This window comes from Mesorhizobium sp. WSM1293 (assembly GCF_000513875.1).
GTDB classification, from domain to species: domain Bacteria; phylum Pseudomonadota; class Alphaproteobacteria; order Rhizobiales; family Rhizobiaceae; genus Mesorhizobium; species Mesorhizobium ciceri.
This window is the reverse complement of record NZ_AZUV01000005.1, coordinates 86,875-108,219: the sequence shown is the minus strand read 5'-3', so window position 1 is coordinate 108,219 and position 21,345 is coordinate 86,875. Positions and strand designations below refer to the sequence as shown.

The 21,345-nt window shown below is 63.4% G+C and carries 22 protein-coding genes; 7 read left to right on the top strand and 15 right to left on the bottom strand.

What is annotated here, in order from left to right:
• The first annotated feature begins 149 nt into the window (after window positions 1–149).
• From M729_RS0108415 to M729_RS0108405, 3 genes are all read left to right on the top strand, one after another.
• Entirely contained in the window at window positions 150–347 is a 198-nt protein-coding gene (locus tag M729_RS0108415; protein ID WP_024502834.1) for a hypothetical protein, read from the top strand.
• Entirely contained in the window at window positions 322–825 is a 504-nt protein-coding gene (locus M729_RS0108410; protein ID WP_348626662.1) for a hypothetical protein, read from the top strand. The genes M729_RS0108415 and M729_RS0108410 overlap by 26 nt, the downstream gene beginning before the upstream one ends.
• Before the next feature lie 152 nt (window positions 826–977).
• Window positions 978–2,000: a fatty acid desaturase gene (locus tag M729_RS0108405; protein ID WP_013529567.1), complete on the top strand. Its 1,023-nt coding sequence runs from the start codon at window positions 978–980 to the stop codon at window positions 1,998–2,000.
• Window positions 2,001–2,125: 125 nt separating this feature from the next.
• Here M729_RS0108405 and M729_RS0108400 read toward each other — a convergent pair whose 3' ends face one another.
• The 6 genes from M729_RS0108400 to cysG all read right to left on the bottom strand — a co-directional run bounded on the left by M729_RS0108400 (window position 2,126) and on the right by cysG (window position 8,728).
• Window positions 2,126–3,730 (bottom strand): GMC family oxidoreductase N-terminal domain-containing protein, encoded by a 1,605-nt coding sequence (locus tag M729_RS0108400; RefSeq protein WP_027161322.1) that lies wholly within the window; start codon window positions 3,728–3,730, stop codon window positions 2,126–2,128.
• 97 nt (window positions 3,731–3,827) lie between these two features.
• The gene (locus M729_RS0108395; protein ID WP_027161321.1) at window positions 3,828–4,361 is read right to left on the bottom strand and encodes a DUF934 domain-containing protein; all 534 of its coding nucleotides are present in this window, start codon (window positions 4,359–4,361) and stop codon (window positions 3,828–3,830) included.
• Between the two features lie 172 nt (window positions 4,362–4,533).
• Window positions 4,534–5,298, bottom strand: coding sequence for a phosphoadenylyl-sulfate reductase (locus tag M729_RS0108390; protein WP_013529564.1), 765 nt, complete (start codon window positions 5,296–5,298; stop codon window positions 4,534–4,536).
• Window positions 5,273–6,943, bottom strand: coding sequence for a nitrite/sulfite reductase (locus M729_RS0108385; RefSeq protein ID WP_027161320.1), 1,671 nt, complete (start codon window positions 6,941–6,943; stop codon window positions 5,273–5,275). The genes M729_RS0108390 and M729_RS0108385 overlap by 26 nt, the downstream gene beginning before the upstream one ends.
• Before the next feature lie 43 nt (window positions 6,944–6,986).
• Window positions 6,987–7,280 (bottom strand): DUF2849 domain-containing protein, encoded by a 294-nt coding sequence (locus M729_RS0108380; protein ID WP_013529562.1) that lies wholly within the window; start codon window positions 7,278–7,280, stop codon window positions 6,987–6,989.
• A complete protein-coding gene (cysG, locus tag M729_RS0108375) occupies window positions 7,277–8,728 on the bottom strand; it encodes a siroheme synthase CysG (protein WP_027161319.1) in 1,452 nt (483 codons plus the stop codon). Before cysG ends, M729_RS0108380 begins: the two co-directional genes overlap by 4 nt.
• Before the next feature lie 420 nt (window positions 8,729–9,148).
• On the opposite strand from cysG, the gene M729_RS0108370 reads away from it, so the two are divergent.
• Both M729_RS0108370 and ybaL read left to right on the top strand, forming a co-directional pair.
• Complete coding sequence (locus M729_RS0108370) at window positions 9,149–9,598, top strand: host attachment family protein (RefSeq protein WP_013529560.1); 450 nt, start codon at window positions 9,149–9,151, stop codon at window positions 9,596–9,598.
• A gap of 219 nt (window positions 9,599–9,817) precedes the next feature.
• Window positions 9,818–11,614, top strand: coding sequence for a YbaL family putative K(+) efflux transporter (gene ybaL / locus M729_RS0108365; RefSeq protein ID WP_024502843.1), 1,797 nt, complete (start codon window positions 9,818–9,820; stop codon window positions 11,612–11,614).
• Window positions 11,615–11,684: 70 nt separating this feature from the next.
• Here the strand turns inward: ybaL and M729_RS0108360 are convergent, their stop codons facing one another.
• On the bottom strand, window positions 11,685–12,494 hold the full coding sequence (locus M729_RS0108360; protein ID WP_027161318.1) for a helix-turn-helix transcriptional regulator: 810 nt from the start codon (window positions 12,492–12,494) through the stop codon (window positions 11,685–11,687).
• Between the two features lie 137 nt (window positions 12,495–12,631).
• Between M729_RS0108360 and M729_RS0108355 the strand changes: the two genes are divergently transcribed.
• Window positions 12,632–13,552, top strand: coding sequence for a zinc-binding dehydrogenase (locus tag M729_RS0108355; RefSeq protein ID WP_027161317.1), 921 nt, complete (start codon window positions 12,632–12,634; stop codon window positions 13,550–13,552).
• Window positions 13,553–13,565: 13 nt separating this feature from the next.
• Here M729_RS0108355 and M729_RS0108350 read toward each other — a convergent pair whose 3' ends face one another.
• Window positions 13,566–14,318, bottom strand: coding sequence for an SDR family oxidoreductase (locus M729_RS0108350; protein ID WP_013529556.1), 753 nt, complete (start codon window positions 14,316–14,318; stop codon window positions 13,566–13,568).
• A 161-nt stretch (window positions 14,319–14,479) separates the two neighbouring features.
• Between M729_RS0108350 and M729_RS0108345 the strand changes: the two genes are divergently transcribed.
• A complete protein-coding gene (locus M729_RS0108345; protein WP_027161316.1) occupies window positions 14,480–14,845 on the top strand; it encodes a nuclear transport factor 2 family protein in 366 nt (121 codons plus the stop codon).
• 9 nt (window positions 14,846–14,854) lie between these two features.
• Here the strand turns inward: M729_RS0108345 and M729_RS0108340 are convergent, their stop codons facing one another.
• The 7 genes from M729_RS0108340 to M729_RS0108310 all read right to left on the bottom strand — a co-directional run bounded on the left by M729_RS0108340 (window position 14,855) and on the right by M729_RS0108310 (window position 21,190).
• Window positions 14,855–17,116, bottom strand: a complete 2,262-nt coding sequence (locus M729_RS0108340; RefSeq protein ID WP_027161315.1) for a transglycosylase domain-containing protein — start codon at window positions 17,114–17,116, stop codon at window positions 14,855–14,857.
• A gap of 169 nt (window positions 17,117–17,285) precedes the next feature.
• Window positions 17,286–18,200: a hypothetical protein gene (locus M729_RS0108335; RefSeq protein WP_027161314.1), complete on the bottom strand. Its 915-nt coding sequence runs from the start codon at window positions 18,198–18,200 to the stop codon at window positions 17,286–17,288.
• A gap of 18 nt (window positions 18,201–18,218) precedes the next feature.
• Window positions 18,219–18,365: a hypothetical protein gene (locus M729_RS1000000137015; protein ID WP_013529552.1), complete on the bottom strand. Its 147-nt coding sequence runs from the start codon at window positions 18,363–18,365 to the stop codon at window positions 18,219–18,221.
• A 25-nt stretch (window positions 18,366–18,390) separates the two neighbouring features.
• Window positions 18,391–18,645, bottom strand: a complete 255-nt coding sequence (locus M729_RS0108325; protein ID WP_013529551.1) for a GlsB/YeaQ/YmgE family stress response membrane protein — start codon at window positions 18,643–18,645, stop codon at window positions 18,391–18,393.
• Window positions 18,646–18,755: 110 nt separating this feature from the next.
• On the bottom strand, window positions 18,756–18,959 hold the full coding sequence (locus M729_RS0108320; protein ID WP_013529550.1) for a hypothetical protein: 204 nt from the start codon (window positions 18,957–18,959) through the stop codon (window positions 18,756–18,758).
• Between the two features lie 100 nt (window positions 18,960–19,059).
• A complete protein-coding gene (locus tag M729_RS0108315; protein WP_013529549.1) occupies window positions 19,060–19,680 on the bottom strand; it encodes a ribonuclease D in 621 nt (206 codons plus the stop codon).
• A 124-nt stretch (window positions 19,681–19,804) separates the two neighbouring features.
• Entirely contained in the window at window positions 19,805–21,190 is a 1,386-nt protein-coding gene (locus tag M729_RS0108310) for a M20/M25/M40 family metallo-hydrolase (protein WP_027161313.1), read from the bottom strand.
• Window positions 21,191–21,345: the final 155 nt, after the last annotated feature.

The window sequence follows — 21,345 nt, the reverse complement described above, 5'->3', positions numbered from 1 at the left end:
ACCGGCCAAGGCCGGACAATGGCAGGCAAGGCATTTCGATTTTAATTCAAATTTTACCTTAACTGCCGGCTTTGCTTGCCCCACAGGCAGGATGGGGGAACCATTCCCTTGCTGGAGGAGTTTCGAAGCCGACACAGGATTTTGAGACGATGACCCGCAACACGGGCGAAAAGGCAGAAGGGCTGGCCATCGAGGTCAGGCGCCAGTTGGGTGCCGAGGCGGTGACCCGCTTTCTACGCACCTTGCCGGCCTTCCGCACCGAGGCCGACATTCCCGACCGGCTCCGAGAACTGCTCGACCGCCTCGATGGGGCGGAGCGCGGTGACATCGGCTGGCGCCGGCGTTAACGCAACAATCGATCTTGGCAGCAAACCTCCTATCGGCAATAGCCGGGGAGAGCCGAACCATCTAAGGATAGATGTGTTGTGGTTCAAAATGGAGGACGTAGTGCGCAAGGTTTCGATCACCTCATCGCTGATGGCGCTTGTCGGCCTCGGCGCCATCACCTTGGCGGCTTTTCCGGCACAAGCAGACAATCTGCAGCTGCAATTGGGCAAACATGGCCCGCGGCTGAAGCTCATGGAAGATTGCGACCCCGCCTATGACGATTGCGAAGGCCCCCGTCGCGACGACCGGCGCGACCGCCGTCAACGAGGCTGCACGGAGGACCGGGCCCTCGACAAGGCAGACCGAATGCGCATCCGCCGCGCAAGGATAGAGTCCGTCGGCCGCCGGGAGATCACAGTCCGCGGCAGACAGGGTGGCGACCGCGTGCGCGTGACTTTTGGCACCGAGCGCGGCTGTCCCATCCTCGATCGCGAATAGCGATCGACCCCAGCGGAAAACCGACGCTCAGAATCATCAGCAGGTCGAACCGGCGGTTGGCTGGCTCGACCGCCGGGCCACGCGACAATTACGCACAGTAATTTTGCGTGATGTCGCCTTGCGGCGGCGAGGCACCCCGCCTATGCTTCCTGATGAACATGATTTCCCCTGAGACGGTCGCCAACAGCAAGCGCGCCTGGCTGAAGATTCTCGCCCGCTACAAGAAGCCTGACAGGCGGCGCAGCACCGTCGAACTCGCCATCACTCTCATTCCATTCGCCATACTCTGGGGCCTGTCCTCGGCGGCCTATGCCTATGGCCATTGGTGGGGACTGATCCTCATCCTTCCCGCGGCCGGGTTTCTGGTGCGCATCTTCATGATCCAGCACGATTGCGGCCACGGCTCCTTCTTCGCCAATCGCTACGCGGACGACTGGATCGGCCGCGCGCTCGGCATCCTGACGCTGACGCCCTACGATTGCTGGCGGCGCGCCCACGCGACGCACCACGCCAGCGCCGGCAATCTTGACGAACGCGGCATGGGCGACATCCGGACGCTGACCGTTGCAGAATACCGGCAGATGTCGTGGCGAGGCCGCCTTGCCTATCGTCTCTATCGCCACCCGCTGGTGATGTTCGGGCTCGGTCCGATCTGGCTGTTCATCTTCGAGCAAAGGCTGCCCGTCGGCATGATGCGCGGCGGCCTGACCCCTTGGGTGTCGTCGATGACCACCAATCTTGGCATCGCGGTCGCAGCAGCCATCCTCATTTGGTTCGTCGGTCCCGGCGCGTTCCTGGTGGTCCACCTGCCGATCGTCATCCTCGCCGGTTCGGCCGGCATCTGGCTGTTCTATGTCCAGCACCAGTTCGAGGAAACGGAATGGGCGAAGGATGTCGACTGGGAATTCCAGCACGCTGCCTTGCACGGATCGTCCTATTACGACCTCCCGCCGGTGCTGAACTGGTTCACCGGCAACATCGGTGTCCATCACGTCCATCACCTCTCCGCCAAGGTGCCGTGCTACCGGTTGCAGGAAGTGCTGCGGGATTATCCCGAGCTGCGCGACATCGGCCGTGTCACGCTGCTGGAAAGCCTGCGCTGCGTTAAACTGGCGTTGTGGGACGAGAACCGCCGCAAGCTGGTGTCGTTCCGCGAGGCACGGGCGGCGGCTTAAGCAATTCCAGCAGAGGTGTGAACGGTTTCCAGGGAAAGCGCGTAGCGTTTTCCCTGGGGCAATTGCGTCAAACCAAGAAAAGTAAAACGACCGCCAGTCTATAGGCACCGCGCCTGGAGCTCCTATCAGGCAGCCCTGATCATGTCGGCGGCCTTTTCGGCGATCATGATGGTTGGCGCATTGGTGTTGCCACCAATCAGTGTCGGCATCACCGAGGCGTCCACGACACGCAAGGCTTCAAGCCCGCGCACCTTGAGTTGCGGATCGACCACCGCCATCTCGTCGACGCCCATCCGACAGGAGCCGACCGGGTGATAGACCGTGTCGGCGCGGGTACGGATATGGGTCATCAGATCGGCATCGCTTGGCTCGCCGGCGATGTGCATTTCCTTGTGCCGGTAGCGCGTCAGCGCCGGTGAAGCCAGCACCTGCCGGGTGATCCTCACGCCTTTCAACAGCAGCTCCGCATCGCGCTGGTCGCTGAGAAAGCGCGGATCGATGCGCGGCGCGGCAAGTGGATCGGCGCTGGCCAGCCCAACCTCGCCACGCGAGTGCGGCCGCAATATGCAGACATGACAGGAGAAGCCGAAGCCGTAGTGCAGCGTGCGCGCATGGTTTTCGACCAGCCCGATGACGAATTGCAGCTGCAGGTCAGGGCGCTCAAGCGCCGGGTCGGATTTGACGAAAGCGCCGCTCTCGGCCGCCGGCGAGGCGATCAGCCCGGTCCCATCCCGCCGCCACTGCGCGATATGCCGTAGGAAACCCAACGCGCCGCGCGGGCTCATGCCAAGCATATCGGTGTCCTTCGATCTCCAGCCGACGATGAAATCGAGGTGGTCCTGCAGGTTCTTGCCGACGCCCGGCAATTCGTGGACGACGGGAACGCCATGCACGGCAAGTTCGGCCGCCGGGCCGATACCCGACAGCAACAGAAGCTGCGGCGAACCGAAGGCACCGCCACACAGGATCACCTCGCACGACGCCTGCGCCACTGCCTCGCCTTTGCGTGTCCGGTAGCGGATACCGGTGGCCCGCTTGCCGTCAAGGACGATGCCTGTGGCGTGCGCCCGCGTGATCACGGTCAGATTGGTCCGCTGCATCACCGGATGGAGATAGGCGGCGGCAGTCGAACAGCGCTCGCCATTACGGGCGCCACCGGCAAATTGGGTCACCTGGAAATAGCCGGCGCCCTCTTGTTCCGGTCCGTTGAAATCGTCCAAGGCGCGAATCTGGTTTTCGGCACAAGCCTCTATGAAGGCCTTGGCGATTGGCCTCGGCGAGCGCTGGTTCGACACTTTCAGCGGGCCGTCCCCGCCATGCAGGGCATCAGTGCCGCGCTCATTGCCTTCGGCGCGCCGGAAATAGGGCAGCACCTCATCCCACGACCAGCCCTCACAGCCCAGATCGGCCCATTCGTCATAGTCGCTGCGATGGCCTCTGACATAGAGCATCGCATTGATGGCGCTGGAGCCGCCCAGCGCCTTGCCGCGCGGCTGGTAGCCCTTGCGGCCGCCAAGACCTTGCTGCGGCACGGTTTCGAAGGCCCAGTTGTTGATCCTGGGCCGGCCGGAAAGCATACCGATAATGCCAGCCGGAGCGCGGATCAGCATATCCCTGCCCTCGCCGCCAGCTTCGATCAGGCAGACCGTTTTCGAGGGATCTTCCGAAAGCCGTGCGGCAAGCGCACAGCCGGCGGACCCACCGCCGGCTATGACATAGTCGTAACGCATGAAGACCCCTCCCCGATCATTCCAGATTTTCCATCCGGAAGCTCAAGAGAAGGCTTGAACAGGGGGCGTTGTAAAGACGCGCGGAATTACCGCAACGTCAGCTGCTGCGAACGCGCCGCCAGGAGTATTTCGGGCCTTTTGGTTCCGGCACGGCGGCTGGCTGGTAGTAGAGCCCCAATCCGCCGGTGCGGCCCTCCTCCAGGCGCTTCAACAGCACGGGGTTTGATATCTCGAACTCGCCGAAGCCCAGCCGCAGCATATGCGGCAGTTGGTCGACCAGCACCTGGCCGGTAGCGCGAACGGCACCTTCGAAATGGTAGCGGCCGCGCAGCAGTTCTCCCTTGGAGAAGGAGCGGCCGTCGCTGAAGGCCGGAAAGGCCAGCGCCACCAGCGACAGCTGGTCGAGCAGGTCGGCGATCTTCTCGAGCTGATCACCCGGCTGCAGCAGGACGCCGAGCCGTTCCTTGGCCGAGCGGCGCACCTCCGGATCGAGATCGAGGAAGATTTGCAACGGCAGGATGAAGCGGCCGTTGCCGGACAGCGCATCGGCGCTTTCGGCATGCGTCCACTCATCCTCCTGAAAACCCGCAGGGGTCCAGAGCCGGGTCTCCGGTGTCGTCGGTCCAGTCATCAAAAAGTTCCTAAACAGTCAAACGAACCAAGGATGTGTTGAGATTCAGGTCAGGCTGCGCCGAAAATGGCGGCTTCCGAGAACCGGAGCGGAGCGTACTTGAAGTACGTGAGCACCGGAAGCGCAGGAAGCCGCCGTTTGCAGGCCAGCCCCACCTGAATATCAGCATATCCTAAAGGGATGCGTCGGTCAGCGACTTCTCCAGCCCCGACAGGTGAATGCCGCACTCGGTCTTGGCATGACCGGCCCAGCGGCCGCTGCGCGCGTCCTCGCCCGGCTGCACCGGCTGCGTGCACGGGAAGCAGCCGATCGACAGATAGCCATAAGCGACCAGCGGATTTTCGCGCAGCGCATGCGCGCGCATATAGTCGGCCTGGTCCGATGTCGTCCAATGCGCCAGCGGATTGATGCGGATGCGCGGCCCGACCGCCTCGAACACCGGCAGCGCTGCCCGCGTCTCGGCCTGAAAACGCTTGCGGCCAGTGAGCCAGGCACGAAATGGCGCGACACCGCGCGCCAGCGGCTCCACCTTGCGCACGTCGCAGCAGGCATCGGTATCGCTTTGGTGCAGATTGCCCGTCGGATCGATCCGTTCGAGTGCTGCTTCCTCGGGTTTGATCACCCTTATGTTGGTCAGCCCGAAATCGGCGGCAAGCGCATCGCGATAGCCGAGCGTCTCCTCGAAATGCTTGCCGGTGTCGAGGAAGATGACCGGCAGCGTCCGGTCGATCTTGGCGATCATGTGCAGCAGCACAGCCGAATCCGCGCCGAACGACGACACCGCCGCGATCTCGTCGAGGAACAGTTCGCGGGCCGAGCGTTCGATGATCTCGAGCGGCTTCAGATGACCATAGAGCGCATCGAGCCCCGCCGCTTTGGCGGCGATGCCGTCATCGACGTCTCCAATACGGTCAAGCGGCCTTGGCTTCGCCAGCATAGAGCGCCTCCTTGAACGGCGCGGGACCGACTCGGCGGTAGGCGTCGATGAATTTCTCTTGTGGGTCGAGCCGAAGGCCGAGATAGGTCTCGACGATCTGTTCGATGGCGTCGGTGATCTCTTCCGAAGAGAAGCCGCGGCCGATGATCTCGCCGACCGAGGTGTTCTCGTCGGCCGAGCCGCCCAGCGTCACCTGATAGAGTTCGGAGCCCTTCTTCTCGACGCCGAGGATGCCGATGTGGCCGACATGGTGATGACCGCAGGCGTTGATGCAGCCGGAGATCTTCAGCTTCAGTTCGCCGATCTCGCGCTGCCGCTCAAGCGAGGCGAAGCGGCGCGAGATTTCCTGCGCGATCGGGATCGAGCGCGCCGTGGCCAGCGCGCAGTAGTCGAGGCCCGGGCAAGCGATGATGTCCGATATCAGGTTGGAATTGGCCGTCGCCAGGCCGATGCCGACCAGCGCATCATAGACCGCCTTGAGGTCGGCGCGGGCCACATGCGGCAGGATCAGGTTCTGCTCATGGCTGACACGCAGCTCGTCAAAGCCATATGTCTCGGCGATGTCGGCGATTGCGTCCATCTGGCTGTCCGAGGCGTCGCCGGGCACCTCGCCGATGCCCTTCAGCGAGATCGTCACAGCCGCATAATCCGGATGGCGGTGCGTCACGACATTCTGGTCGAGCCACTCCGAGAACCCCTTGGAATCGAGCCGCGCCAGCTTGACCGCCTGGTCGCCTTCCGGCCGCTCAGCGAGTGCCGGTGGCGCGAAATAGGCCTCGATGGCGCGGATATCGGCTTCCGGCAGCTTCAGCTGGGCGTCTTTCAACTCTTGCCACTCGGCCTCGATTTGGCGGGTGATCTCCTCGACCCCGGTCTCATGGACGAGGATCTTGATGCGCGCCTTGTACTTGTTGTCGCGGCGGCCATAGAGGTTGTAAACGCGCAGGATCGCCGTGCAGTAGGACAAAAGGTCGGCTTCCGGCAGGAAGTCGCGAATCTTGCGGGCAACCATTGGCGTGCGGCCCTGGCCGCCGCCGATATAGACGGCGAAACCGAGTTCGCCGGCGGCGTTCTTCCTCAGGTGCAGGCCGATGTCGTGGGTCTGGATGGCGGCGCGGTCGCGCTCGGCCCCCGTCACCGCGATCTTGAACTTGCGCGGCAGGAACGAGAATTCCGGATGCACCGACGACCACTGGCGCAGGATTTCCGCGTAGGGACGCGGATCGGCGACCTCGTCGGCGGCAGCGCCGGCGAAGTGGTCGGCGGTGACGTTGCGAATGCAATTGCCGCTGGTCTGGATGGCGTGCATCTCGACGCTTGCGAGATCGGCCAGGATCGCCGGAATGTCCGACAGCGCCGGCCAGTTGAACTGGATGTTCTGGCGCGTGGTGAAATGGCCGTAGCCCTTGTCGTATTTGCGGGCGATGTGGCCGAGCATGCGCAACTGCTTGCCGTTCAGCGTGCCATAGGGCACCGCGATGCGCAGCATGTAGGCATGCAGCTGCAGATAGACGCCGTTCATCAGCCTCAATGGCCGGAACTGGTCCTCGGTGATCTCGCCGGCAAGACGGCGCTGCACCTGGTCGCTGAACTCGGCGACGCGGGCCTGGACAAAATCGTGGTCGAACTCATCGTAACGGTACATGCTTGGTCTTTCAGGGCGCGTCCGCCCATGCCTGGTGTCTTGGTTATGCTGCCCGCGCAGCCTGCTTGCCGAGATCGTTGCGGATGGTCGGGCCGGCGGCGCGGATCTTCTCGCGCAGCCGCACCGGTTGGACGACGCCGTTGACGACTTCGGCGTCGATCAAATTGACGTCGACCACTTCGTTGGCGGCATAGGCCTTGGCGCCGATCGCCTCGAGCCTGTCATCGGCTGCCTTGTCATGGGCGAGGTCGGCATGATCCACCGTCTCGGCCCAGCCGCCATCGGCGTACCAGACGGCGATGCCGTCGGTGAGGCGGTTGGCGGTCAGTATCTTCATTGCTGAACTCCTTCGGCGACCGAACTGGACGCGCCTTCATGCCTGTATGCCGCCAGCGGCTCGGACCGTTCAAAGTTGGCGCCGGCGACCGCATCGCCGATGATGGTCATGACTGGGCCGGAAAGATCGGCGCGCGCTTCCAGCGACGGCAGGTCGGCAAGCGTGCCGTGGAAGCGCCGCCGGTTGGCGAGGCTGGCATTCTCGACCACGGCCACCGCAGTGTCCGGCGACAGACCGGCCTCGATCAGCCGTCCGGCAACCTCGGCCGCCACCGAGCGGCCCATATAGACGGCGACGGTGGCGCCCGAAATCGCGAGCTTGGCCCAGTCGGGCAGCGAATTGCCCTTGAGGTCGTGGCCGGTGGTGAACACCATCGACGAGGAGACACCGCGCAAGGTCAGCGGCAGTTCGAAATCGGCGGCGGCGGCAAAGGCCGCGGTGACGCCCGGAACCACCTCATAGGCGATGCCGGCGTCGCGAAGTGCCGCCATCTCTTCGCCGGCCCGGCCGAACACCAGCGGATCGCCAGACTTCAGCCGCACGACACGCTTGCCTTCACGGCCAAGCTCGACCAGCAGCGCATTGATCTCAGCCTGGCTCTTGGTGTGACAGCCCTTGCGCTTTCCGACCGGCAGGCGCTCGGCATCGCGGCGACCCATGGCAACGACCGCCTCGGGCACAAGGGCGTCATGGACGATGACATCGGCTTCCATCAGCAGACGATGGGCTCGCAAGGTCAATAGATCCTCGGCGCCCGGACCGGCGCCAACCAGCGCGATGTGACCGCAAGCGGGCGTGTTCGACAGCAGAAGATCGACGGCGGCGTCATGCGCCTGCGAAAGCTGGCCGGCTTCAGCCGCGCGCGCAGGAGCGCCAGCGAAGAAATCATTCCAGAAGCGGCGGCGGGCATTGCCTCTCGGCAGCAGCTTCTCGGCAGCCCCGCGAAACGAAGCCGCAAGAATTGCCAGCGGCCCGAGCGACGGCGACAGCATGCGGTCGATGCGGCCGCGCAACATCTGGGCAAGCACCGGGCCTGCACCCTCGGTGCCGATGGCGATGGCCACCGGCGCGCGGTTGACCAGCGCCGGGGTGAAGAAATCGCAAAGCTCGGGCCGATCGACGGCATTGACCGGAATGCCTAGGCGGCGCGCATCCGCGGCCACCCGGCGGTCGAGTTCCTCGTCGCCGCTGGCGGCAAACACCATGACCGCGCCTTCGAGCTGCGACGCCTCGTAAGCCGCGGCAAAATGCGTCGCGCCGGCCTGGGCGACGAAGGCGAGCAGGTCGGGCTCGGCATGTTCCGCGACGATCCGCAGGACCGCGTTCGACTGTCCGATCAGCCGCGCCTTGGCCAGCGCCTCTTCGCCGCCCCCGACGATGGCCACAGCTTCGCCCTCAACCCGCATGAACACGGGGAAGGCGTTGAGCTTGGGAGCAGTGTGCGACATGGACGCGAGCGGAATCCTCAATGAGCTGCAGTTCTACGCGCGAGCGCGAGAAACCAGAAGGAACGCACTCGCGCATCCCTTATCGGGATGCAATTGCTTTTCTGAAAGCATCCCGGCCAAGAGAAAAATATTTCTCATTTACAGATAGAGCGGATTCAAGCTGCTGTCGCAGGCCTTGATTTGTGGCTCTTTTAGCGCCCGGCGAGAAAAGCCGCAAAACTGTTTTTTCTAAATTCTACCAAGTTAGTAGATTAAAGTCGCGACCTCGGGATAGCCAGAATGTCCAACGCCGACGTGGCTGCCGACTGGAACATTACCGGCTCGAGGTGCGTTCTCAAAAGGCCCGTCATGTCGGATCGAAATCCGGCTGCGGAATGCCAACTAAAGGTCGCCACGCGGCTAAAAAGGAGCCCTGTCATCATGAACACAATCATACTCAAGCACGGTATCTGGGTGATCGTGGCCGATGGCGAGAAGGCGCTTTTCCTCAGGAACGCCGGTGACAATAAATATCCGAATCTCGAGGTGGTGCAGGAAATGCAGCAGGACAACCCGCCCACCCGCGAGCAAGGCAGTGACAGCCCCGGCCGATACAGTGATGGTCCCTCCGTACACCGCAGCGCAGTCGAGGATACGGACTGGCACCGCATCGGCAAGGAGCGTTTTGCCGATGAAATCGCCGCCCGGCTCTACAAGCTCGCGCATGACGGCGAGTTCAGCGAGATCGTGCTCGTCGCGCCGCCGGTGGTGCTTGGGACAATGCGCAAAAAGCTGCACAAGGAGGTCGGGGACAAGGTGACCGCCGAAATTCCCAAGACATTGACCAACCATGCCATACCGGAAATCGAGGCCTTGCTGCGGGCAGCCTGATCATCGATCGGCCCTGACGAATCGAGACGAATAGCTCCGCACAAATTCCGATCCGGCCGGCAGCTTTCTCAGCTGCCGGTCAAATTTTCGCGGCAGCGCCGTCGATTTCACGGCTTTGCGGGTTGCATCGCCGACATACCATCCACCATATTGCAAACAGGCGGCGGCCTTGGGCGGCGCTCATCCAACATCGCTGACTTGAAAGGCGCTCCATAGACAATGCCGCATGACACGCCCCTTATCGCCACCATCGTCGCCGGTCTGGGGCTGGCTTTCGTCTTCGGGGCTCTCGCCAACCGCTTCCGCATTCCGCCCCTGGTCGGTTATCTCATAGCCGGCGTGCTGGTCGGGCCGAACACGCCCGGCTTCGTCGCCGATGCCGGGCTTGCCAACGAACTGGCCGAAATCGGCGTCATCTTGCTGATGTTCGGCGTCGGGCTGCACTTCTCGCTCAAGGATCTGCTGTCGGTGCGTGCCATCGCCGTGCCGGGCGCCATCGTCCAGATCGGCTTTGCCACCGCGCTTGGCGCTGGTCTTGCCTGGATGCTCGGCTGGTCGATGGGCGCGGGGCTGGTGTTCGGCCTGGCGTTGTCGGTCGCCTCGACCGTGGTGCTGCTGCGTGCCCTGCAGGAACGGCGGATGATCGAGACCGAGCGCGGCCGCATCGCCGTCGGCTGGCTGATCGTCGAGGATCTGGCCATGGTGCTGGCGCTGGTGCTGCTGCCGGCGCTCGCTGGCGTGCTCGGCGGCCAGGAGCAGGCCGACGCCCATGCCAGCGGCCTGCTGTCGCTGCCGGCCAGCTACGGCATCTGGGGCGTCGTCGGCATCACACTGGCCAAGGTCACCGCTTTCGTCATCGTCATGCTGGTGGTCGGCCGCCGGGTCATTCCCTGGATCCTGCACTATGTCGCCCATACCGGCTCGCGCGAACTGTTCCGGCTAGCGGTTCTGGCCATCGCGCTCGGCGTCGCCTTCGGTGCGGCCAAACTGTTCGGTGTCTCGCTGGCGCTGGGCGCCTTCTTCGCCGGCATGATCATGAGCGAATCCGAACTCAGCCACCGCGCGGCGGAAGAATCGCTGCCGCTGCGCGATGCCTTCTCCGTGCTGTTCTTCGTCTCGGTCGGCATGCTGTTCGACCCGTTCAGCCTGATCAGCAATGGTTGGCCGATCCTGGCGACGCTCGCCATCATCGTCATCGGCAAATCACTGGCCGCGTTCGCCATCGTTGTTGCCTTCGGCTATCCCATCGCCACGGCGCTGATAATCTCGGCAAGCCTCGCCCAGATCGGCGAGTTCTCCTTCATCCTGGCTGAACTCGGCGTCGGGCTGAAGCTGCTGCCGGAACAGGGCCGCGACCTCATTCTGGCCGGTGCGATCCTGTCGATTGTCCTCAACCCGCTGATGTTCCTGGCCATCGACTGGATGAAGCCATGGCTGGAACGGCGCGCCGCCAGGACGGCACCACCGGTCGAGGCAAAACCGGTTGGTCCGGCGACGGAGCCGGGCCAGGTGGCCTCTGTCGCGGCAGCGGCGAAAAAGGAGGACGGGCCGCCGCCAAAGACGACACTCACCGGCCATGCCATCCTGATCGGCTACGGCCGTGTCGGTGGCCTGGTCGGCTCGGCCCTGAAAGGCGCGGCAATGCCCTTCCTGGTCATCGAGGACGCCGACAAGACGCTGGCGAAGCTGAAAGCGGACAGCGTCGAGACCGTCGCCGGCAATGCGGCCAATGCCGAAGTGTTCGCCGCCGCCAATCCCGAGGGCGCCAGCCGGCTGATCCTTGCGATCCCCAATGCCTTCGAAGCCGGCCAGATCGTGCTCCGCGCCCGCGCCGCCAATCCCGCTATCAACGTCATCGCCCGTGCCCATTCCGATGCCGAGGTCGAACATCTCAAGGGTTTGGGCGCCGATACGGTGATCATGGGCGAGCGCGAGATTGCGCGCGGGATTGTGGAAGAAGTTCTCGGTTCCAAACCGGAGTTGAGGCGCGAAACCGCCGAGCCGTCGGTGGCCTGAGTCCCAAAGCCCAAGCTGCACTCTCGCACGCTGGCAACGTGATCGGCTCGACCACCCTTTCAAGCGAGCATCACGCCACGAATGCAGAGCCGCCATTTTGCGCGATACCGCTGAGGTATTTGGCCGGCGGCTTCCCAAGCGCCTTCTTGAACATGGTGATGAAGGCCGTAACGGAACCATAGCCGAGATCGCCCGAGACCTGCTGGACACTCTTGCCGGAAGCCAGTTCCCGAATTGCAACGATCAAGTGCAATTGCTGGCGCCAGCGCCCGAAACTCAGCCCCGTCTCCTTTGCCACAAGGCGGGCGAGGCTGCTCTCGCTGAGCGCGATGCGGTTGGCCCATTCCGCCAGTGTGCTGCGGTCGGCAGGGTCTTGCGCCAACGCTTCGGCGATCCTGTTCAAGCGTGGCTCGGACGAGATCGGCAGGTGCAATTGCTGGACAGGCATGCGTGGCAATTCGGTGAGCAGCATCTTGGTCAAGAGTTCGCCCCTCGCCCCGTCACCCCCCACCCGATCGGAAAGCTCGATGATCAATTCGCGCAGCAGGGGCGAGATTGAAAACGTGCAGCACCGCTCCGGTAGATCGGCGGCTCCCGGCTCTATGTAGACGAAGAAAATCCGGGCGTTGGCGGTTGCGACATTGCTGTGCTCCATGCCGCCGGGGATCCACACCCCGCAATGCGGCGGCACCATCCATAGACCGCTTGGAACGCGGCATGTGACGCCACCGCCGAGTGCGAAGACGAGTTGGCCTTTGCGGTGCCGATGGGCGGGGACTTCCGCTCTGGTCTCGGGGATGTCGACGCGCACGACAATCGCCGGCGCGGCAGGGTCATCCACATCGAGATCGAGCCAGGGGTAGCTGAGGGGTTGTCTCATGGTTGACTGTTTTTAGCGATTAAACGCCATGATAGCTAAATTCTTTAACAGCGAAAGTCGATAAGCTCCGGCTCGTACTCAGCTTGCCGTGCTTTCCACAGCAAGCTGGCACCGACAAGCCAGCAACAAGGTACGCCATGCTCGCCCTGGTCATCTCTCCCGAAAGCGCGACCGGGTTGAGGCTCGTCGACATCGCCGAGCCTCAACCGGCTTCGAACGAAGCGCTTGTCTCTGTCCACGCAACTTCGTTGAACCGGGGCGAACTGCGCCTGCTTGCCATACGCCCCGAGGGCTGGATACCCGGCCAGGACATCGCGGGGATTGTCGAACGAAGAGCAGCCGATGGTTCCGGGCCAGCCGTCGGCGCCCGGGTTGTTGCTTTGGTCGACGAGGCCGGTTGGGCCGAACGCATCGCAGTCCCAATCGACCGTCTCGCCGTCCTGCCGGATGACGTCAGTTTCGTTTCCGCAGCCACGCTTCCTGTCGCCGGTACGACGGCACTAAGGACTCTACGCCATGGCGGCGACCTCGCCGGCCAGCAGGTCTTGATCACCGGTGCAAGCGGAGCGGTCGGCCGTTTTCAGATCCAGATCGCCCGCGAGCAAGGCGCCTCGGTGACGGCAATCGCCGCAGCCCGGCACGCCGACGATCTCCGCGGTCTGGGAGCCGAGCAGGTTGTCGAAGCGATCGATCTGGCCGAGGGGCCGTTCTCGCTGGTCACCGAGTCGGTCGGCGGCCAAAGCCTCGCACGCGCGATCGAACGTATCGCACCTGGCGGGACCATCGTCATGTTCGGTTCGAGCAGCGGCGAGCTGACGCCCGTCGGATTCCGCCAGTTCGTTCCGGATCATGAAGGGGCAAGGCTTCAGACTTTTGCGTACTACACGTCTGGTCCAGGCATCGGCGAGGACATCGCCTCACTGCTCGCTCTGGTCGCAGCCGGCCGGCTCGAAACGCGCGTGGCCTTGACGGCGCCGTGGACAGACGTCGCTCAAGCGCTGGACGCACTGCGCCAGCGCAGCTTCAGCGGCAAGGCTGTTCTCACCATAACAGGATGAGCATCCTGTTTTGTCACACGTGCTGGCCGCCATTGATGTGGATTTCCGAGCCAGTCACATACGACGCCTGCTGCGAGCACAGGAAAAAGATGATGTCGGCGACTTCGGCCGTGGTGCCAAGGCGCCTGAGAGGAATGGTCTCGACGATCTTGTCCGTGCCCGGCGACAGGATCGCGGTATCGATTTCGCCCGGCGCAATCGCGTTGACGCGGATGCCGTGCGGACCGAAATCATGCGCCATCTCGCGCGTCAGCGAGCCGAGTGCCGCCTTCGATGTCGCGTAGGCCGTGCCGGCGAAAGGATGCACGCGGGTTCCGGCGATCGAGGTTACGTTGACGATCGAGCCCTTGGCCGCCGCCAGTTCCTTGAACAGCCCGCGCGCCAGCATGATCGGCGCGAAGAAATTGACCTGGAACACGTCGCGCCAGACATGCATCGGCGTGTCGATCGAATTCATGCGGCTGTTGCCGTCCTTGAGCTTCGGCGAAATGCCGGCATTGTTGACCAGCGCATGCAACTGGCCGCCATGCGCTTCCAGCCGGTGGCGAATTTCGGAGACGGCGATGCCGACATCCTCCTGATCGGCGAGATCGACCTTGATGTGGTCTTCCGGCCCGGCCGGCCACGGGCAGTCCTCGGCGAAAGCCTGCCTGGAGCAGGTGATGACGCGCCAGCCCTCGCGCGAAAAACGCTTGACGGTGGCGTGGCCGATGCCGCGGCTGGCGCCGGTCAGCACGATGGTCTTTCGGGTGTCGAGTTCAGTCATTTCAGGTCTCCAGCCGGCAGATGTAGCCGAACGCCGCCGAGGTGGCGAGAGGCCGAAATGTCACCATTCACCTCAAAGGAGGAACCGGGAAGCCGGCTCGCCGTTGGTCCTTGAATGCGGAAAGGGTGCGGGGTTCTGAATCAATCTATCAGGACAAAGCCATGACACAGACAGCACCCCTCGACATCGCCACCGCCTTCACCAAAGCGTGGACAGGACACGACCTCGAAAAGGCAGCATCCTATGTCGCCGACGACGTCGTTTTTGATGGGCCGATGCAACAGTCGACTGGCAAGGCCCCCTACCTCGAGGGCCTGACCAAACTTTCACAGGATGTGACCGGTGTGCGCATGATCGCGGCCTTCGGAGACGACCACCAGGCGCTGCTTATGTATGACTTGATGACAGAGTCGTCCGGCGCGCTTTCCTGCGCCAAGCACCTCACCATCAGCGACGGCAAGATTCACAGCGACAAACTGACCTTTGACAGCAAGAAGCTGGGCAGCGCCAAACCAAAGGCGAATTAGCGGGTCTACTCAGCCGCCAAGGAGGTCGAGGATCGAGGTCTGCCGCTTCTTGCGCGGGCCGCCGACGTCGCCTGGCGGCACCGGGTGCTTGATCGACGCGGTGGCGCCGTCATCCTCCGGCATGGAAAGGCCATCGGCATCGACGGTTTGGGCGGGACGAGCCGCGCGGACCGGCGCTTGGGCAACCGGCGCTGCTGGCCGCGCTGGTGCCTGCTGGCCGACCGACGTCGACGGAACCGGCGCCGTGTTGTTCGCCGAGGGTATCTCGTCGGGGACGATTGTGTCGGCCGGCGTCGATTTCCAGGTGCCGGGCAGCGGCCGCACCGGCACACCCTCGTGGGCCGCAACCATGAACTCGTGCCAGGCCTGCGCCGGCAGTGCACCGCCGGTGACCTTCTTCATCGGGCTGCCATCATCATTGCCGAACCACACACCGGTGGTGAGGTTGGCGGTGTAGCCGACGAACCAGGCGTCGCGCGAATTCTGACTGGTGCCGGTCTTGCCGGCCGATGGCCAGGCGAAAGCCGCTTTCCGGGCAGTGCCGATCTCAACCGTGCCCGTCATCATCGAGTTCATCATGCCGACGATCTCAGGCTTGATGACGCGCGGCGCGCTGCCGCCGCCGCTGTCGTAAAGCACTTTGCCCTCGGTGGTCGTCACGCGCCGGATGAAATGGATGTCGGGCTTGTAGCCGCCATTGGCAAAGGGGACATAGGCCGATGTCAACTCCAGCGGCGTCACTTCCGAAGTGCCGAGCGCGATCGAGGTGTTGGCTGTCAGGTCGGACTGGATGCCCATGCGATGCGCCGCCTCGACAACCGCGTTCGGCCCGACCTCCATGGTCAGCTGCGCTGCCACCGAATTCAAAGACTTGGCCAGCGCGGTGGCCAGCGTCACCTTGCCGAAATACTTGCCGCCGTAATTGTCGGGCGTCCAGTTGCCGATCTTGATCGGCGCATCGTTGCGGATGCTGTCGGGCGTGCGGCCGGCTTCAAGAGCGGCCATATAGACGAACGGCTTGAATGCCGAGCCCGGCTGGCGACGTGCCTCCGAAGCACGGTCGAACTGGCTGGTCGAATAGTCGTAGCCGCCGACCATGGCGCGCACCGCACCGGAATCGTCGATCGACACCAGGGCGCCCTGGCTGACGTTGAGTTTCTTGCCGCTGTCGTCGATCAGCCTGCGGATCGATTGCTCGGCGAGCTTCTGCAGGTTCAGGTCGACGGTGCTGTCGATGACGATATCGCCGCGTACGTCGCCGATCAGGTCGGGCAGTTCCTCCATGATGGTATCGGCGACGTAATTCTCCGAGCCGGTCCAATAGGAAGGCGCACGCGTTGCCGGCGCGCTCATCGCCGAGGTCAGTTCCTTGGCGCTGATCTTGCCCTCGTCGCGCATGGCGGCAAGCACCAGCTGCGAGCGCTCCTCGGCGGCCTTGGGATCGCGTGCCGGCGACAGCCGCGACGGCGCCTTCAGCAGGCCGGCAAGCAATGCGGCTTCCGACAGGGTGACGTCGCGCGCGCTCTTGCCGAAATAGCGGCGCGAGGCGGCTTCGACGCCATAGGCGCCAGAGCCGAAATAGACCCGGTTCAGGTACATTTCGAGGATCTGGTCCTTGGTGTGCTTGTGCTCCAGCCATAGCGCCAGCAGCACTTCCTGCACCTTGCGCTCCAGCGTGCGGTCGGGTGTCAGGAACAGGTTCTTGGCCAATTGCTGGGTCAGCGTCGAGCCACCCTGCGAGAAATGCCCGCCAAGCACATTGGTGACCATCGCGCGGGAAAGCCCGATCGGGTCGATGCCGAAATGCGAGTAGAAGCGCCGATCTTCGATGGCGATGACGGCTTCCGGGATATAGGGCGACATTTCGTGCAGGCCGACCGCCTCGCCGCCGCTCATGCCGCGATTGGCGAGCAATTGGCCATCTGCCGAGACGATCTTGATGTTGGGGGCGCGGTCGGGAATCGACCAGGTCGTCGCCGCCGGCATCTTGGCACCGTAGTAGATGACGATGCCGGCCACGGCGATGCCGCCCCAGATGGCGAGCACGAAGCACCAGTAGAATAGCCGGCCGAGCACGCCGAACAGGCCGCGCCGGCTTCTGCCGCGCTTGACCCGCGACGATTTCCCTTTGGCCGGCTTGCGTTTTGCGGAGGCTTTGCGATTGCTCGGCACGACGCGATCCTCCTCGTTCACCGAAAGACCCGCCGAGGACCGCGCCTGCGGCGGCCCCTCGAAACTGGGTTCGATGCGACTGTCTCTGCGGTTCGCCATGCGCTGTGCTTGATGTCCCCGATGCCTATGGCGTTCGGGTTGAAGAGTAGATGCGGCGATTTAAGGGCGGGTTAAGTCGTGTTCGAATGCCGGCCTTGGGGTTGGGCAGCCAAAAAGGCCAGCGTCTGCTCTTTGCAGGTTACTGACGCCACGCTGTTCGCTGTCTCGTTCAGATGGGCTCGAACTTCACATCCGGCTGGTCGGGACCGCCGGCTTGCCGCAACAGCGCGACAATGTGTTCGCCCCTGTCAACCGGCTGTCGCCTCCAGTTCGAGGCGTTCGTGACGTGCAGCCAGCCATCGACCATCACGAAAAAATCCTCGGATTGATCATGTCCGGCGCCGAAGCGAAGCGATTTGTTTTCAGCGAATCGAACCAGCGCCGGATCGATCGACCTGTAGAGCACAGGCCAGTTGCCGCCGCCGGAATCCATATGAAACTTGTAGCTCGGGGCGAAATCCAGCCGTCGCCGCAACAGGCTTCCGTCGAAAAAACAGAAGCCGGGCCACAGGAACCAGCCGCCTGGCGTCGGCGTATCGCGCCGCACGCTGCCGTAGAGGCTTTTGCCCTCCATCCGGGCGCGGATCGAAAACGGTTCAGTCGGAAAGATGTCATGATCGATGAAGCCGAACAGCTTCGGCCCGAACCTGGGCAAAAAATTCCGCACGATCCAGTTGAGCGCTTGACCGTGCGATCTGCTGACGACCAGCCTGTTCTTCGGCAATGCGACATAGGGGACATGCTGGCGACGGCAGAGATCGCGGATTGCTTCCCTTGCCTCGCCCTTGTTGCTGTTGTCGAAAACGATGTAGCTTTCGTGCTCGGCCAGGTATCGGCGTACCAGGTGGATCTGCCATTCGATCATTTCGGGCCGGTTGAAGGCCACGGTGGCGACGACCGCATCGCGGAATACCTGCTCTTGCCCCTGCAATTCGCTGACCGGCGCGGATGTCCTCAGAAAGCGAAACACCCGCCAACGATAGCGCAGCAGCGCCTCGCGCCTTGGCGGTCTGTTCAGCCTCTCCCATTCCGCCACGGTGATCGGGGGCTGATCGACGTCTTCCGGGGCGTCAGAAGCAACCATGTCGCGCCCCCGCATGGCTTAGTTCTGCTGGATCGAAATGCCCTTGTCGTCGATCTTGAGCTCGACGCCCTTGGGTTTGGTCTGCTCGCGATAGACATAGATACCGAGCGCGATGACCACGACGACGAGCGCGCCGATGACGAGATAGAGCGTATTCTGTTTCATTGCGCGCTCTTTGCGTTGTCGAGCCTCAGGCTCGTTTCAGAACCTTGACCAGCACCAGCAGGATGATGGCGCCGATCGTGGCATGGATGATCGCGGCGAGAGTGCCGCCGCCGATGGAAAAGCCGATCCGCGGAAACAGCCAGCCGGCGATGAACGCACCGACGATGCCCACGATGATGTTGCCGATCAGGCCGAAGCCGAAGCCGGAAACGATGAGACCGGCGAGCCAGCCGGCGATGGCACCGATGATGATGAAGACGAGCAGGCTTTCGACACCCATAGCGATTTCCTCCGAGCAAGAGGGCGACCGCGGACCGGAAAGCCCCGAATCGGCCTCGATATCAACGGCTTCAGGCTATTCGAAAGCAGCCGGCCTCACCAGCGGCGCGCTCATTGATCGTCGTCGTCGCTTGCGGCAGGGCGCCAGCTGGTCGGCTCGACCTTCTTTTGCGTGTGACTGTCGATATAGACCCACCAGCCGTCGTCGCGATATTGCGCGATGGATTCGTTGATGACGCCGTCGCTGTCCTTCCAGGTCACGGAGACCTTGGAGCCGTCTGTCGGCGCGGTCGCAATCGGCTTTCTGTCCGCCATGTCATTATCCCCAATTGCACCGACAAACTGAGCCGACAGAACGCGACGGCCTGTATCCGGTTCCAAACGGTCACCGGCCCGCGGAGCGCGCCAACGGCCCTCAGCTATGGGCGAAAATATCCTCTTCGTCCCAGCCCATCAGGTCAAGCTTGGCACGCGTCGGCAGGAAGCGGAAGCAGGCATCGGCCTCCTTGGTCCGCCCATCGCGCGCCAGCCGTCCGGCCAGTACATCGCGCAACCGGTGCAGATAGAGCACGTCGGAAGCCGCATATTCGAGCTGTTCGGGCGACAGCGTCTCGGCCGCCCAGTCCGACGATTGCTGCGCCTTGGACAGCCCGACGCCGAGAAGCTCGAAGCAGATGTCCTTGAGCCCGTGGCGGTCGGTATAGGTGCGGGTCAGCCGCGAGGCGATCTTGGTGCAGAACACCGGCTCCGGCATGACGCCGAACGCATTGTAGAGAACGGCAAGATCGAAGCGGCCGTAGTGGAACAGCTTGGTTACGCCACGGTTCCTCAGCAGGCTGACGAGGTTCGGCGCCTTCTTCTGGCCGGGCGCGATCTGGATGACGTCGGCGCTGCCGTCGCCGGGCGAAATCTGCACCACGCACAGCCGGTCGCGATGCGGATTGAGCCCGAGCGTTTCGGTGTCGATGGCCACTGCCCCGACATTGTAGTGCGAGAGGTCGGGCAGGTCGTTTTTATGGAAACGGATATCGGCCATTGTCTTCTCCGGTCGAGCCCTACAGTGCCCCCTGACCCGCAGGGGATGCTGCAGCGCTTTATCTTGTGGCCCGTCCTCGCCGCGATCGGCTGAAAAATCAACAGGAAAACAGGGGTTCCGCTGCTCAGCGCGTCAAGGCATCGAGAATCCGCGCCCAGGAGCGCTGACCCTTGTGGAAGGAGCTGAGCTCGTATTTCTCGTTGGGCGAGTGGATGCGGTCGTCGTCGAGGCCGAACCCGACCAGCAGCGATTCCATGCCGAGATAGGTCTGGAAATCGCCGACAACCGGAATGGAGCCGCCGCTGCCCGTCGTTACCGCCGGCTTCGGCCATTCGTCGGACAGCGCATTCTTGGCCTTGGCCAGGAAGGGCGAGTCGTAGGAAAGCTGGATTGCCGGCGAGCCGCCATGCGGATGGAATTCGACGGAACAGTCGGCCGGAATGCGCTCCTTGACGAACTTCTGGAACGCGGCCCGGATTTTTTTCGGGTCCTGCTTGTGGACAAGGCGAAACGAGACCTTCGCCGAGGCTTCGGCCGCGATCACCGTCTTGAAGCCCTTGCCGGTATAGCCGCCGATGATGCCGTTGAACTCGGCCGTCGGCCGCGCCCAGGTCAATTCCAGCACGGAGCGGCCCTTTTCGCCCGACGGGATCGACAGGCCGACCGGTCCCAGGAACGTCTCGGCAGTCTCGCCGAGCGTCTCCCATGATTTCAGGATCTGCGACGGCGTTTCCTCGACGCCATCATAGAAGCCGGGAATGGTGATGTGGCCGTCCTTGTCGTGGATATCGGCCAGCACCCTGGCCAGGATGCGGATCGGGTTGGCGGCGGCACCACCATAGAGGCCCGAATGCAGGTCGCGGTCGGCGGCCTTCACCGTGATCTCCTCACCCACCAGCCCGCGCAATCCGACGCAGATCGACGGCGTGTCGCGATCCCACATGCCGGTATCGCAGACCAGCGCGAAATCGGCCTTGAGTTCGTCGGCATTGGCCTCGAGGAACGGCTTCAGCGAAGGCGAACCGGATTCCTCCTCGCCCTCGAACAGGATGGTGATGCGGCAAGGCAGATTGCCATGCACCTGTTTCCAGGCGCGGCAAGCCTCGACGAAGGTCATCAACTGGCCCTTGTCGTCGGCCGACCCCCGACCGACGATCACCTTGTGGTCCGGCCCGACCTCCTTGACAGCAGGCGCGAACGGATCGCTTTCCCACAATTCGATCGGGTCGACCGGCTGAACGTCATAATGGCCGTAAAACAGCACATGCGGCGAACCGGCCGGGCCGTCATGGTGCGCAACCACCATCGGGTGGCCGGGCGTGTCGCGAACGCTGGCGTCGAAGCCGATCAGCTCGAGTTCGGCCACCAGCCATTCCGCCGCCTTGCGGCAGTCGGCGGCATAGGCTGGATCGGTGGAGATGGACTTGATCCTGAGCAAGCCGAACAGGCGCTCGAGGCTCTGGTCGAGATTCTTGTCGAGACGGTCGAGGACGGGGGAAACTGCGGACATATGTGAAGCCTTTCGATTCAGAACCGGAACCGTAAAGGCATGACGGGAAAACGAAAAGCCCGCGATCATTGGACCACGGGCTGCAAACGTCTCTGCGAGGCAAAAAAAGACCGCCGTGGTGGAGGGGGAACCACGGCGGCCTTCTACTCGAAACG

What these genes read in the sequence shown, in the direction of transcription:
- M729_RS0108415 (WP_024502834.1), top strand. Translation starts at nt 150, where the DNA reads ATGACCCGCAACACGGGCGAAAAGGCAGAAGGGCTGGCCATCGAGGTC.
- M729_RS0108405 (WP_013529567.1), top strand. Translation starts at nt 978, where the DNA reads ATGAACATGATTTCCCCTGAGACGGTCGCCAACAGCAAGCGCGCCTGG.
- M729_RS0108400 (WP_027161322.1), bottom strand. Translation starts at nt 3,730, where the DNA reads ATGCGTTACGACTATGTCATAGCCGGCGGTGGGTCCGCCGGCTGTGCG.
- M729_RS0108395 (WP_027161321.1), bottom strand. Translation starts at nt 4,361, where the DNA reads ATGACTGGACCGACGACACCGGAGACCCGGCTCTGGACCCCTGCGGGT.
- M729_RS0108390 (WP_013529564.1), bottom strand. Translation starts at nt 5,298, where the DNA reads ATGCTGGCGAAGCCAAGGCCGCTTGACCGTATTGGAGACGTCGATGAC.
- M729_RS0108385 (WP_027161320.1), bottom strand. Translation starts at nt 6,943, where the DNA reads ATGTACCGTTACGATGAGTTCGACCACGATTTTGTCCAGGCCCGCGTC.
- M729_RS0108380 (WP_013529562.1), bottom strand. Translation starts at nt 7,280, where the DNA reads ATGAAGATACTGACCGCCAACCGCCTCACCGACGGCATCGCCGTCTGG.
- cysG (WP_027161319.1), bottom strand. Translation starts at nt 8,728, where the DNA reads ATGTCGCACACTGCTCCCAAGCTCAACGCCTTCCCCGTGTTCATGCGG.
- M729_RS0108370 (WP_013529560.1), top strand. Translation starts at nt 9,149, where the DNA reads ATGAACACAATCATACTCAAGCACGGTATCTGGGTGATCGTGGCCGAT.
- ybaL (WP_024502843.1), top strand. Translation starts at nt 9,818, where the DNA reads ATGCCGCATGACACGCCCCTTATCGCCACCATCGTCGCCGGTCTGGGG.
- M729_RS0108360 (WP_027161318.1), bottom strand. Translation starts at nt 12,494, where the DNA reads ATGAGACAACCCCTCAGCTACCCCTGGCTCGATCTCGATGTGGATGAC.
- M729_RS0108355 (WP_027161317.1), top strand. Translation starts at nt 12,632, where the DNA reads ATGCTCGCCCTGGTCATCTCTCCCGAAAGCGCGACCGGGTTGAGGCTC.
- M729_RS0108350 (WP_013529556.1), bottom strand. Translation starts at nt 14,318, where the DNA reads ATGACTGAACTCGACACCCGAAAGACCATCGTGCTGACCGGCGCCAGC.
- M729_RS0108345 (WP_027161316.1), top strand. Translation starts at nt 14,480, where the DNA reads ATGACACAGACAGCACCCCTCGACATCGCCACCGCCTTCACCAAAGCG.
- M729_RS0108340 (WP_027161315.1), bottom strand. Translation starts at nt 17,116, where the DNA reads ATGGCGAACCGCAGAGACAGTCGCATCGAACCCAGTTTCGAGGGGCCG.
- M729_RS0108335 (WP_027161314.1), bottom strand. Translation starts at nt 18,200, where the DNA reads ATGGTTGCTTCTGACGCCCCGGAAGACGTCGATCAGCCCCCGATCACC.
- M729_RS1000000137015 (WP_013529552.1), bottom strand. Translation starts at nt 18,365, where the DNA reads ATGAAACAGAATACGCTCTATCTCGTCATCGGCGCGCTCGTCGTCGTG.
- M729_RS0108325 (WP_013529551.1), bottom strand. Translation starts at nt 18,645, where the DNA reads ATGGGTGTCGAAAGCCTGCTCGTCTTCATCATCATCGGTGCCATCGCC.
- M729_RS0108320 (WP_013529550.1), bottom strand. Translation starts at nt 18,959, where the DNA reads ATGGCGGACAGAAAGCCGATTGCGACCGCGCCGACAGACGGCTCCAAG.
- M729_RS0108315 (WP_013529549.1), bottom strand. Translation starts at nt 19,680, where the DNA reads ATGGCCGATATCCGTTTCCATAAAAACGACCTGCCCGACCTCTCGCAC.
- M729_RS0108310 (WP_027161313.1), bottom strand. Translation starts at nt 21,190, where the DNA reads ATGTCCGCAGTTTCCCCCGTCCTCGACCGTCTCGACAAGAATCTCGAC.